The 13,059-nt window shown below is 54.0% G+C and carries 7 protein-coding genes; 2 read left to right on the top strand and 5 right to left on the bottom strand.

The features are described 5' to 3' along the window. The first annotated feature begins 427 nt into the window (after positions 1–427). A complete protein-coding gene (locus AC07W4_RS25360; RefSeq protein ID WP_495034404.1) occupies positions 428–2,014 on the top strand; it encodes a DNA cytosine methyltransferase in 1,587 nt (528 codons plus the stop codon). 163 nt (positions 2,015–2,177) lie between these two features. Here AC07W4_RS25360 and AC07W4_RS25355 read toward each other — a convergent pair whose 3' ends face one another. The 5 genes from AC07W4_RS25355 to AC07W4_RS25335 are packed head-to-tail and all read right to left on the bottom strand — an operon-like array spanning position 2,178 to position 11,964. After that, the gene (locus AC07W4_RS25355; protein WP_495034403.1) at positions 2,178–3,950 is read right to left on the bottom strand and encodes an AIPR family protein; all 1,773 of its coding nucleotides are present in this window, start codon (positions 3,948–3,950) and stop codon (positions 2,178–2,180) included. Next, a complete protein-coding gene (locus AC07W4_RS25350; protein WP_495034402.1) occupies positions 3,947–4,957 on the bottom strand; it encodes a PD-(D/E)XK motif protein in 1,011 nt (336 codons plus the stop codon). The genes AC07W4_RS25355 and AC07W4_RS25350 overlap by 4 nt, the downstream gene beginning before the upstream one ends. Beyond that, complete coding sequence (locus AC07W4_RS25345; RefSeq protein WP_495034401.1) at positions 4,941–7,817, bottom strand: Z1 domain-containing protein; 2,877 nt, start codon at positions 7,815–7,817, stop codon at positions 4,941–4,943. The genes AC07W4_RS25350 and AC07W4_RS25345 overlap by 17 nt, the downstream gene beginning before the upstream one ends. Then, entirely contained in the window at positions 7,814–9,307 is a 1,494-nt protein-coding gene (locus AC07W4_RS25340; protein WP_495034400.1) for an ATP-binding protein, read from the bottom strand. The genes AC07W4_RS25345 and AC07W4_RS25340 overlap by 4 nt, the downstream gene beginning before the upstream one ends. A 38-nt stretch (positions 9,308–9,345) precedes the next feature. Beyond that, complete coding sequence (locus AC07W4_RS25335) at positions 9,346–11,964, bottom strand: sigma-70 family RNA polymerase sigma factor (RefSeq protein WP_495034399.1); 2,619 nt, start codon at positions 11,962–11,964, stop codon at positions 9,346–9,348. Between the two features lie 516 nt (positions 11,965–12,480). Here AC07W4_RS25335 and AC07W4_RS25330 point away from each other — a divergent pair. Next, on the top strand, positions 12,481–12,900 hold the full coding sequence (locus AC07W4_RS25330; RefSeq protein WP_495034398.1) for a very short patch repair endonuclease: 420 nt from the start codon (positions 12,481–12,483) through the stop codon (positions 12,898–12,900). Positions 12,901–13,059 lie beyond the last annotated feature (159 nt).

Below are 13,059 nucleotides of genomic sequence, written 5' to 3'. Positions count from 1 at the left end.
ACGCGGGTTTCTTCTTGGTTGGCATACATGCACCTCTTACTCATGTTATGCCCGAACACAAAATTTCTGACACCCCCGTCCTGATCGGGGCTTTTTTGTTCTGCCATGGACACTCACTTCATCCTCACGTTTAGAAAATTCTTACAATACTTACAGCAGTTTCCGCCTCAATGGCCATTCAAAACTCATAACCGCTTTGGCAGCCCGACCGTTGAGGCCTCTGCTACAAAATGAAATAAATCGGAAGCCTTGTCGCGGACCTACATTGATGGAATTCGGCACTTCTACCTAAAGTTCATTTCTTGCCCGGTACCTAGTGAACCGTTACCATTTATCGCAAATAGGGCGTGTCCGTTCTGGGACGCAACTCACCTGAGCGCTACAGTGCGCTTTTTTTATTTTCGTCTTAGGCGCATCGACTAAATCAATGAAATATAAGGATTCTATCCCGGTCATCGACCTCTTTGCCGGCCCGGGCGGACTCGGGGAGGGATTCTCTTCAATCGGTGGCCCTGAGAAGGGTGTACGTAAGTTTCAGCTACGTGTCTCGATCGAGAAAGACCCTGTCGCTCACGCGACTTTATCTCTCCGCGCATTGTTCCGCGCTTTTCCGAAAGGCGAAGTGCCAGACGCTTACTACCAATACATCCGAGGCGAAATTACTCGGGACGAGCTTTTCAAACATCCGGACATCCCTGCAGAAGCTGTGGAGGCCTCGGAAGAAGCTAAGCTCGCAGAGCTTGGTAAAATTTCGCCAGACGAGGTTGACAATTGGATCAGGGAGGCACTGATTGGCGCAGATGAATGGATTCTCATAGGTGGCCCGCCGTGCCAAGCATACTCTGTAGCAGGCCGTGCCCGTCGGACACGCGAAAGCCAAGAGAAGTTTGAAAGCGACGAGAAACACTTCCTCTACAAAGAATATCTGCGGATTATTCGCGAGTTCAAACCTACCATCTTCGTCATGGAGAATGTGAAAGGCATACTGTCCTCGAAGCACAGCGGCTCGAACATTTTCCAGCAAATTCTCGAGGACCTCTCGAATCCTGGCGGCGATCTTTCGTACAACATCCGTTCCTTAGTCGTCCCTAAAGATGTGGAGAAACCAGATCCACATGATTTTGTCATTCAAGCAGAACGTCACGGTCTTCCGCAGGCTCGACACAGGGTTATCCTGCTTGGGGTTCGCTCTGACGTTGCCTCGAACTGTCCTGCTCTATTGGAGCGTCCGCACAAGCTAGTAATGGAACCCAGCAAAACGGTTTTCACGGTCGGGCAGGCTTTATCAGGACTCCCTCCAGTACGGAGCAAAATTTCAAGGGGAGGAGACTCCCTCGAAGCCTGGCTCTCCGCTTTGGAGGAGGCCAGTTCTATGCTTTACCAATCCTACGAAGCTGGCCGGGGAGATTTAATAGATGCCATGAAAAGTGCTGCTGAAGATGCACGGAGGCTGAAATCTAGTGGCAGTGTATTCATACCTTGGAATGTCGTTCCAAAAATGAATGCCAAGCAACGTGAGTGGTTCCTCGACCCAAGACTAAAAGGGGTGCTGCAGCATGAGGCTAGAAGCCACATGCGCTCTGACCTGCATAGGTATATTTTTGCAGCAAGCTACGCAAGGTTGAAAGGCACTTCGCCAAAAATACACCAGTTCCCTGAGCAACTTCTGCCAGCTCATGAAAACGTGTCTTCCGATTCCGTCCCCTTTAGTGACCGTTTCAGAGTTCAAATGGAAGATGGTCCGTCTACCACAGTCGTCGCCCACATAGCTAAAGATGGCCATTACTATATTCACCCGGATCCAAGTCAGTGCCGGAGCTTGACTGTTCGCGAAGCCGCGCGACTTCAGACTTTTCCTGACAATTACTTCTTCGCGGGAAATAGAACACAGCAGTACACACAAATCGGCAACGCAGTCCCGCCGCTGCTTGCTAGAAAAATCGCAGCTGTTGTCGCTGAGATCATCGACTCCTATCGATCAGGGAAAAACCGCCAAGCGTCACTTGGCATTTGATCGAACCGGACAGACTATCGAGCAATGCAATCAGCGCCGGATAGTTACGGGGGGCAGTCCCCCGTAACTACGGGGAATTTCCAGCCAGCCACTGCCAATGAAAATTCGCGACTTACTAACCCTGCACCCATAGTTTTGAGCTTTCTCTCTGGGTCATGGGATATCAAAGCGTCTCAGGAATATCTGCCAAGGGAGGAGAGAACGGTCGAGAGAACATAGCCTCTCGACACTCTGGACGCTTTGCCCATTCAGAGATCATCCTGCCATTAGCTGTCTCATGAAGACGATCATTGACTTCTTTAGCCCAAACTTCGATCTGCTTAACAAGCTGAGGAGAAATACCTTGCCTGCTCCAAACACGCTCGTGGTTAAAGGACTTGCCGTAAGCTTGAGAAATTAATGCAACAGTGTAAGCCGCAACGTTCGCGAGAAAGGCAGGCACCAATGGTCGCGCAGTCTTGTGGACCGCCTTGAACAGCAACGCTTTCGAGACAATAGCCTTAAAATAAGAAACATCCGGAGTAAAAGCCGTACCTTTAGCCTCAACGTCAGTCATACCAGACATGAACCGATCAAAGCACTTCTGTGCGCCAAGACTGACAACATCAGCGTGGCCATCCCACGCAGTGGAGTACTTCGCCAACTCAGTTTTTGTTATTTTCCTCGAGGTTGGTACAGACTCCCTCAGGGCGCGAAGCTTAGCTGGAGTGACACCTTCACGTGAGAGTAGAGTGTTGTAACTGCCCGCAGCCCTCTCGTAGAACCATCGGCCCATGCCATCAGGGCAATAGACCGAAAGCGATAACCGCTCAATATCAACATGGAATGGTTTATTGGCTGATAGATCTGATTGCCGAACAGCATTTTGACTGTTGGCATAGCGCGAGATATCGGAGACAAGAGCCTCCTCTTTTGCAGGATCCTGCTCTTTCATAACGATGATTTTGGCTGGAACGCGAACTTTGCTCAAATCCGTTTCTGCATATTTTTTCTTGGCGAAGAAAATTGAAGCTGTAGTTTGGCCACCATTAACGATTTGCATACCACGCAACCAAGCGATGCCTGGTGATCCATCTGCGGTACGATCCAGTCGCATCTCATCAGCGACTAATACTATCCCATTGTTATAGGCCATGAATCTTTCCGGGGCACTCCGCAAAGTATTCTGGAGTCCCGCATTCACGCCCTTGGCCTTCACGCTTAAGAATGAGCGCACATTGGCCTCAAGCAGGCGAGGTCCAAATTTTTCATAAACGAACCGAAGCGCCTCACCTGGGATTGCGGTAAGTGCATAGTCATAGTCCCCTGTTTCGCCTGGTACGAAAACGCACGGCAGTGGAGAACCTGACACCTCATTGAAGTCAACAACAAGCTCATCACGTGGCTTACCTTCAGAACGATGGCGAAAAAGCCGCTCAATATCCATGACTTCAAGCTTCACGTGCTTTCCGCCAACGTCTCGGGCTTTGAAGCTCTTCGACTTGGCTATACCGTCCGTAAGTACGTAAACACGTACCTGTTCAAGCCCGTCGTAAATTTCTCGAATCGTCAGCGCCAGGGAATGGACGTCACTTGACGGATCAAGCTTTTCGGCAATACGGCCAGCTGCACAGAGCTCCAAGAAGCGAACACATTGGGCCGCCGCTGTCTTGACGTCTTGATCGGGGATCGGGCTCAGGCTTTCGAAGCCTTCGTACAGACTTACGAACAGGTCAAGCTGGTCTGCGTCTTCGGACATGGCATAACCGCTCAAGCGCAAATTCGCATTTCCGACCTTCCCCTGAAAGTGGCAGACAACTGGGTCGAAAGTCATTCCAGCATCAACGAGGTGCTGCATCACCACTTCGGAAAAAACGAGTTCGCCAAAGGGGGTGCCGTCAGACATCAGCGTCGCTATCTCGCCCCGGGTCTCAGTGAAAAAGTCATCAAGTGTCATCCATTTACTCCTAATAGTTTGAGAGCCGCCTCGAGATCCAACAGGAAGTCCCCAGCGTGGTCCAAATTGATTTCGTATAGGGCTCGAGTTACACCGACAGGGACAGTTCCTGTAGTCAACCGAGGGAAGCCCTCAGACACGGAGAAAACTCGCATTTCCTTCCGCTCGAACCTTCGGGTGTAATGCCTCGAGTGGATTTCGGTGTAACCGGCAACCATCAATCTATCTTTGAGGAAATCGACCGCTCCTGGCTCGCCGTCAAGGCGTTGCTCGGCCTCCGCAACAATTTCAGGGAGGGTGAGCCCATCATCCTCACGAGCGAACCGGACGGCAGCGAGAAAGAGTGGCGATGCCACCGAGTCGTCCAGCTGCTCAAGGGAGGCTATCTTCACTGGGAAGCCAGACGAGGACATCGTCGCCTTTACCTCAATCGCGCCATCACCCAACAGAAAATCCTGCAGAGCGTCGTCGGGCCCAACCCAGCCTCTGAGCGCCTCCTCAGTCGAAACTCCCGAATCCATTAGAGCGACCATAAAGACGAGTTCGCCCACCAGACCAAGCTCCGCCTCGGGACTGAGAGGAACCGCCCCACGGGACATGAACTGCTGCCACATGCGAACCCTGCGCAACATTGTTCGCAATACGGCATCCTCGCCCTCTCCAGTGGAAGCGTCCATGGCTCCAGCGACATCACCGACCATCTCTGAGAACAGCTCGGGGCTGCCGGACTCCTTGCGCGACAGGGCTATCCAAGTCTTGCCGTCGCCACGAGGATCCGCCCGGACGACCTCGAACCCCCTGCCCTCGGGCAGTCGTTCGGACGATCCTAGGCGAGCCGTCGGGAAGCGAACAAGAAGAGATTCTTCGTTGCCCGGGCAGCGCCGGGCCGCCATGAGTTCGCACCTACCGACGGAAGTCACTGCGATGCCAAGCCAGCCGCCCTCCTCCCCTCGACTCCCGGAGAGTGCGTCCCAAGCTGCGACGAACTCGTCAATCGGCCGGCGCATACTCAGTCTCCCAGAGCAGGTGATCCACTTCGTACTTGACGGTTGTCGTCGAGCGACTCGCGGGGAAACTCACTCCGAAGCCAATGACGGGATGAGCGTCCACCGGGAGTCCTGCACCGCAAGGGTCAATAGGGTATACAAGTAGAAGGCCTCGCTCGGGATGGCCAAGGACTCCTTTCGCACCTAACCCTCGAACCTGTCGAACGAAGCCCCCGCTCGGGGTTTTAGGCGGCTCCTTGCCTGTCTCTTCCGTCCTTCGTGCAGGGTCCATCATCCTATCTTCGACTGTGAGACTCAGAGCGGCCATCCAAGCGTCCTCGTCGAGATCGATCGACTCGTCTCTGGGCGACAGAAGGCGCCCGATGGAGTAATGCTCCCCTTTCGAACTTGGATTTTGGTTTCGAACAATCATGTTTCCTAGCACATATTTTCCGCAGATTACGCAATCCGCTCCTTCGCTACCGCCTACAAGTGCAATGGTCCAAGACGTGAGCTCCCCCCTTCCTGCCATCACCTTCACGAAGTCGGCCAGCACGGCGCTGTTTACCTTCCGCGCGGCAGGGTGAGTCAGATACCCGGAGAAGAACTCGATCACATGCTCGGCCGGAACGTTACTCCAGAGAAACCCCTTCCACTCTTGAGTGTTCTCGCCTCGCTTCCGGACGATTGAGCCGCTCTCCGCAGGAGTTCCGGCAGCGTCGAGGAGCCTCTCCATGACTGCTAGATTCTTCTCGATGACAGAGGAGTCACGATGAAAGGCGACGGTCTCAAGGACCGATCCGCAGAAGGAGACTTGCAGACTCTTGGCGCTGCGCATCTTGATAGGCGAGGTAACCATAAGAACGGGGTGCGACTGAACCTTCATACCGTAATTCTCGGGGGTGGCATGTACCTTAGCCATGGTGTCGAACTCTTGGCGAAGCTCCTCCGCTGCATCGGTGATGTGCCCGAACCACTCCACGAGGTCAGAAGTCGTATAGAGGCGGCAGATATCGAGGTATCCGGGACGGTAGCCGAACCAACGGCCCATCTGCATCAGGGTGTCGTACATCTTCGTGGTTCTCACGAAGTAACTGACGCAGAGCCCCTCGAGGGTCAGGCCTCGCGCGAGTTTGTCGCCGCCGACGGCGATGACCTTCAGCCCGGTCTCTTCGCGTTCCGCATAATCGAGGACGTCCCCCGCCGAACCATTGATTGCCCTGACGCTGCTCGCCAAGTCTCCCAAAACATCTGCCAGAACAGCTTCTACGTCTTCCCATTCCGGGAGGTCGAACTCACCGCCCGTCTCACCCATGGCCGTTGCTACGGCGGCCGACGTCGGAGCGAAGTCGGAGTCCCAGAGCTCCCGCCACTCCGCCACTAATTTGTCTTTATCGAAGCCGCGTTCTATCTGCTGGCGATAGCTCCTCACTAGATTCTCGACCTGGCGACGAACCTCCTCCTGAACGGCGGTGTAGCGAGTTACGTGAATCAACATCGAGCAGTGTCTGCGACCCTGTCCACGTAGGACCCGGACGGCGCAGACCAGAACGAAGGCCGAGATTGCCTCCCTGAGGGATGGGGGCACTTCGTCGCGCCCTTTGAACAGGGGAACGTGGTTCTTGTCGTGCCGAGGAGGCATCCAGCCGCCCTCTCCTGTCTCGCTCGCCTGATCGTCAACCTCGCGAGTCAAGGGTAGGCCTCCAGCTCTGCCCTCTGTCGCGCGCAGTCCGAAGACACGGGCAGGGCCGACGTAATTCGATGGTGCAGAGATGTTGATGATGAAAGACTGCGGGAACAAGTCGGCCCCCTCCTCCTTGGTCGCCTTGCGCCGATCAATGAAGATGTTAGCGAACGGCGTAGCGGTGTATCCCACATAGGCTTTTCGGGAGAAGGAGTGGAGGATTTTTCGGATGCGGCTATTGATGGCCTTCGGCTGGTATTCGTCGTCCACGGAGCCGTCCTTGCTCACCACTTGGTCCCCGGTATCGACCGAGGCGTGATCGGCCTCGTCGTCGATCAAAAGCAGAGGAAAGCCTGATACTAGCGGACGGCCGTCCGCGTCCTTAGTGTCCGCGACATGATTGCGAATCCATTTGAGGAGGCGATCTAGCACCGTCTTGTTCTTTTTGACGACGAATAGCCAAGGCCTCTGCTCCGGGGAGATGGCTAGGTGTTTCGCGACCTTGGTGTTGAAGTCGCCATTATCCGAGCGGTTCGTCGCGCAGTTGGGGCGGATCTCGGAGTCGCGCCCGTTCTCGCCGACCCCGATGTAGCGTACGACATCGTTCTTCGCCGAGGTCTCGTAGCCGAGGAAGCCCTCCTCTAGGCGAATCTGGGTCTGGGAACGCAGATTGTTATGGAGGCCGGCAAGCACAATGATGATCTTGTAGCCTGCGTCGGCCGCTTTGCAAATCAGCCCCGTGTAGTTTCCCGTCTTACCGGACTGGACATGTCCGACGACAAGCCCGCGCCTATCCCAGCCCTCCTCGCGAAGAGGGTCCTCAAGCAGTTCGAGGATTTTGTTGGTCGCATCGTCCAGGGCGTCCACTGCCTTGACGGAGATCTGGCTCTCAAGGAAATCGCGGTAGCGCTGCCAGTAGCGCCAGTCTTTTCTGCGGGCGGCGATAAGCCAGTCCTTATGACCGGTCTTATCTGATAGCGTGGACGCTCCGCCGATCCATAGGCTGAATCGACGAATGAGTTCTGCGACGGCCTTTTTTCGGTCAACGTTTTCGCCCGGGGCCATATGAGTCGCGACAAAGTCGACTTTCTCAGCGATGAGCGTAGGCGTAACTGAGCCCTTCTCCATAGCCTCAACCAAGAAGGTCTGAGTGACGCTGACGACTCGCTGAAATACCTTGTTCTGCTCTTCCGTCATCCTGCTTTCCCTTCGTCGGGTATCGCCGCGAGACTCGGAAGGGACGCGACGAGATTGGGGTAGTTCTGAAAAGGTTCCGTCAAGGACAGGGAAGTGACAGCCATCTCGGAGCTCATTCCTCGCCGCCCGACCATATCTCGAAAGAGCGTCAGGAGGACGGTTCTGACGCCATCGGGAGCCGTTTCGGGCTCTCCTGAAAAGCCGGTCTTTGGGGTATCCTTGTTTTCAGCTGTGTCGAGCCATATCCGCTGGACAGGTACTGTCTCCTCGACCACGCGTAACATGGCCCGAACAAGGTCAGCATTACCGCCAACCGCCTCAATTACCGCAGCCACCGCTGGATGCCTCTCGTCAATGCGGTACCGAACACCATCCTTTAGTCTATCGACACGCCATGCCTGGTGCTCAATCTTGAGCCCTCCCGGCCCGGGTATTGGCGTACCACGATAAGCAAAGACTCTTCTGGCTCTTTCTCTCGTATCCTCGGCCAACTTCGTAAGCCAAGGGCGCACGGTTACGGGAGGTCGAGCGGTGGACTTCTTGACGTCGATCTTCCAAGCGGAGTCCGCAGTATTAGGGATGTCCAACCTGATCCTGGCAAGCCGGTGAGGCTCCTCTCGGTTCCATGCGCGTCCCTGCCCAATCCCAAGCCACCCACCTGCCAGAAGCAAACGATGGTTTCGATATACGTAAAATCCTTGTTGAGAGGTCCACCCTTCTGCTCCCCCCGCCCTACGGAATTCCTCTTCGGAAAGGCGATCTTTGTGTGGTAGAACATGACATTGGGCCTCCACGAGGCCTGATGGCGTGATGATTCGGGCGACTGGAGAATGCCAAGGCTTCGCAGGGTGCCCTGTCATAAAGGGATCCCACGGACTAACCAACTTGTCGTTGAGGAAGAGCCGGAAAGTCGGGCTCGTCCCTTCTAACAGGCGATGGAACACCATTGCCAGACGTAGCTCCACATCGTCTACCAAGTCGGCAAAGTGGTCGAGGGTATAGCCAGGCGTGACAATTCGATCCAACCGCTCCCAGAGGACTATTGTTCCGGAGTGAAGTGCATCGACTGGTTTAATGAAAGCTTCAGAGCCTCGGGCCGCCCCTTCAAACATCCTCCAGCCAACATCCGTCGATGCCTCAATGGCATCGAGATCCCAACGCAGGCAGGAAACTGAACCATTCGTCCGTCTAGACGCAACAGTGAGACAGCGGCATTGAGAGAAGGAAGCGGTTTTTAAGCCCATCCCAAATCGACCAAGATCACTAGGCGCACGGTCATCGAGGGGACTCTTAGCCCCAAGAGTCATTGCTACCTCTAACTCAGAGTCGTCCATGCCTCGCCCGTTGTCCAAGATGGAAATCCGACTTCTCTCACCATCCCAAGCGAACGTCACATGAATTTCTGATGCTCCGGCGGAAACACCATTGTCAATCACATCAGCTAAAGCTGCGGCGGTCGAATATCCGAGGCCTCGTAGGGCTTCCAGCATCGCGCTGGCTCGCGGCGGGGCATACCTAGTGCATTCGCTCATTTGACGTAAGTAGTTCCAGAAAGAAGCGTGAAACCGATTTCAACCATCCGGCGAGCTACTTTACTAACCCGAGCATCCGGCTGTGCTGGCAGCAATACGTGAATTCGGCCATCACCAGAAGGTTGCTCTTCAACGCTAAGGCCAAGAGCCTTAGCCTCTTCTAGAAGATCGAATAATCGTCGGTCGTGAGGAATGACACTTGTCTCCGCCGGAGGCTCAGACAAAGCAGACTCATCTAAGACCTGATGAACGATCTCCAAACCCTCAGCTACCGATTGATAAGGCTCATCTGCACCGTGGTGCTTGGCACGTTCAGTTGTGACCGCACCTGGCCGGCCCCCTGAAGATAGGGACTGTTTTACCTCGAAATAGTCGCCCACATACAAGACTAACTTTTCCATTCTTATCGGATGGCATAGTTTTTTAAGTGCCTTCGACTCGATTTGTCGAATACGTTCACGAGTAACATCAAATAGAGACCCAATCTCTTCCAAGGTCATGGCGTCATCGTGGCCCAAGCCAAAACGGAGAGTGATAACCTTGGCCGAACGTTCGTCAAGTTCTCCAATCATGTCTAACAAAATTGCCCGTAAGGAAGCGTTTTCTGCTGCAATCGCCGGGTCTGATGGCTCCTCCTCCAAGAGGAAATCGAGCAAGGAGGTTGTGGAGTCTCCAAAGCGTTCGTCCAAACTGCTGACCTTCTCGAATACGGTCAAAAGAAGCTTGAGCTTATCGAGGGCTATCCCCGTTCGGTGGGATGTCTCGAGTTCGCTTTCAGCCCCCCCCATCTGAAATTTAAACTTTTCCCGCTCACGTAGAATATTCCTTGCCAAGTCTTGCATGTGAACGGGAACACGGACCGCTCGCTCCTGATTAGCAATTGCACGCGAAATTTGCTGGCGAATCCACCATGTTGCATAAGTGGAAAATCTGAACCCTTTGCGCCAATCGAAGCGTTCGACCGCCCTCATCAGACCTATATTGCCTTCCTGCACAAGATCATCAAAAGGAAGCTCAGACCATCGATACTTATTGGCTATAGAAAGCACCAAGCGAAGGTTGGAAAGAATCATCCTTTCCCGCGCCGACTCCTGGCGTCGAATCGCAGTAGAGAAGCCTGCATCTGCCAAATCACAGTCTGCCTTTCTCGAAAGCTCGATGAGAAAAACTCGGGAAAGATTGGCGGCGGCAAGCGCATCACGGACTTTCAAGGAGTCATTGCTGGCAGAACGTGCAGCTGAAACTGCAGAGACAAAGGTTGCTGCGACCGAATCGAGTCCGAATTCATCGTCCTCGTACTCAACCTCCTCACGGGAAGATGTCTCACTAGTGCTCTCGTTACCTTCACCTTCGCCAACAAGATCATCTCGAGAGGTGAACGCCTCATGACTTGCTTCCCCGCGAGCCACCTTGTCGGCAGCTTCAAAAACGACACCAAGGCCCAAGGGCCAACAAGAGAGCGCATCCAGCGCCTGCCCCCTTGCGTCCTCCATCTCCCGACCTAAAGCTATTTCCTCTGCTGCCAGGAGTAGGTCTTTTTTCAACCCCTTAGCGTAAAATCTCAGCGGCTCGTTGCGACCTGATGCCAGGTCTTCTACGAACTCCAAGGCCTCTGATAACCTCAACTCTTCATCAGTTGTCGGCTCGAGAAGATCCGACTGCTCGGCCAACCCCGTCCACTCATCGATCACAACGCCGAGATCGCCTATAACGAAAGTCAGAAGACGTTCAGCGTCTTCATTACGGGTGATGTCAGCGTCTAGACATACTTCGATAAGAGCTGTCTCGGATACTGTACCCTCGCGCAGTCCCCGGAAGAGCAGGCCACGGATGCCCCCGCCATCATCACTCACTAAGGGAAGCGCCCTTTCTGGAAGAAACAGATCGACATCGTCCCATTCCACATCGGTGTCGATCGCCTTGTGCCGACCTATCGTTCCTTGAAGTGCGCTGATTTCATCAGCTACGGTTATGTCCCCCTCCGGGGCAACCGCTTCGGACTCCGCCACCCAGTGACATTCGAATCCAAAATCGAGTGGTTCGTTGTCAAGGTCTATGAGATTTGAGTGAGCCTCCGCCTTGGCGACCACAACGATATGCTCGCCAGTTCGGGTGCAAGGCTTCTCCTCACAGATAGTGGGTTCAAGAGCCGGGTGGGTGTCGGACACAGCTACTTTTTCATCGAACTGAGATGCCACCTCAGCCCTTTCATCCTCTACGTCGTGATACGACGCTTCGCTCGAGAAGGGTGGATGAAAAGACTCCATCGTCTCCACATCGGTCTGAGGCGAATCGTCATCGCTTACGTCGTTTTCATTTACTTGCCCAGAAAAACCAAGAGCCTCTCTCAACAGAGCGATGCATTGGGCACACTCACCCTTCTCCGCGTATTGGAGAGCGCTCCTGCCTTCGGGGTCGAGAAGCTCCGGCTTTGCGCCAGCAGCCAGAAGCAACTGCACAATGCCCTTTTTCCTTCGGGCAGAAGCCAGCATCAGAGGAGTAGCACCTCCCCCGTCGCGGGCGTCGAGGTCGTCGCCCCGCGCGATGTGGAGTTTGACTGCGACCTCGACACCAGCAATGGTTGCCATGCGTAGCAGAGGGTTCAGCTTAGCCACGGAGCGACCCACATATCCATGCGTAAACCTCATAAGTCGGTTCGGTAACAACGACTCGAGAAATGAGTTGACTGCATACATCTATTTTCAGGGGCGACTCCTTGTCCATGTTTCACTCCTCTAAGACTTGCGAACCCATGGCCAACCTCATAGCTGGCGTGACCTTAATGACAAGTGATTGAATGTGAGCTTTTGAGAAATCACTTATCTTGATATGTCATTAATAAACTTGCAGTGGCGCAATGCCATTCACAATATCTACTTGTCAGAAGTACGTAAAGGAACAGCGGAGCCCAAGGTAAAAGACTGGCCGTGGTTCAAGAAAATCCTGAGTGAGGGCAACGCGTGTCGGTATCGTCGCGACAGAGAGATTGCTGCAGGGTGCACATGAATCCAGACGTTGTAGGGGATCCTCGTGAGCTAGTGGTGTGAGCGAGCTTCGGCAAAGAAAAAGCTAAAATCGAGTGAGGCATTACCGAAAAAAGTCGAGTTGATTGACAAGCTAGGACGTATGCATTGAGTGCAGACATAGTTTCCCCAGAACACCGCTCCAAGATCATGTCGATGATCAAAGGCAAGAACACGCAGCCTGAAATGGTCGTGCGATCGGTGTGTCATGAAATGGGGCTTCGCTATCGTCTGCATAGGAAGGACCTGCCCGGAAAACCTGACTTGGTGTTCCCCAAATACCGATTGTGCATATTCGTCCACGGCTGCTTTTGGCACAGACATCCTAGCTGCAAATATGCGTATACGCCCAAGAGTAGGCTGGACTTTTGGCTGCCAAAACTGGCGAAGAACGTAGAGAGAGATGTTGATGTACAGCAGGCGCTAGTCAAGCAGGGATGGAGAGTAGCGATCATTTGGGAATGCCACACCAAAAACAGAGAGTTCCTACGCACTGAAATCCGAAAGATATTCGGACTGAGTGCTTGAGCCCTCAAGCTTGCGGTTGAAAAATCATGACCGATTTTGATCTGTTGACCACGCGGCATTGAACCTCTAGGCTTTCAATTCGGCGCCTAAGAAACGCCTCAACCAGAGCGGCCCTCCGCACCCGACAGTCATGCGGCTTTTTTTCGTCTGCGGTTTCTC

Source organism: Pseudomonas sp. GW821-FHT02A08, from assembly GCF_059422045.1.
The sequence above is the reverse complement of the archived record's forward strand: the minus strand, read 5'-3'. Positions and strand labels throughout refer to the sequence as shown.

What these genes read in the sequence shown, in the direction of transcription:
- AC07W4_RS25360 (WP_495034404.1), top strand. Translation starts at nt 428, where the DNA reads ATGAAATATAAGGATTCTATCCCGGTCATCGACCTCTTTGCCGGCCCG.
- AC07W4_RS25355 (WP_495034403.1), bottom strand. Translation starts at nt 3,950, where the DNA reads ATGACACTTGATGACTTTTTCACTGAGACCCGGGGCGAGATAGCGACG.
- AC07W4_RS25350 (WP_495034402.1), bottom strand. Translation starts at nt 4,957, where the DNA reads ATGCGCCGGCCGATTGACGAGTTCGTCGCAGCTTGGGACGCACTCTCC.
- AC07W4_RS25345 (WP_495034401.1), bottom strand. Translation starts at nt 7,817, where the DNA reads ATGACGGAAGAGCAGAACAAGGTATTTCAGCGAGTCGTCAGCGTCACT.
- AC07W4_RS25340 (WP_495034400.1), bottom strand. Translation starts at nt 9,307, where the DNA reads ATGCTGGAAGCCCTACGAGGCCTCGGATATTCGACCGCCGCAGCTTTA.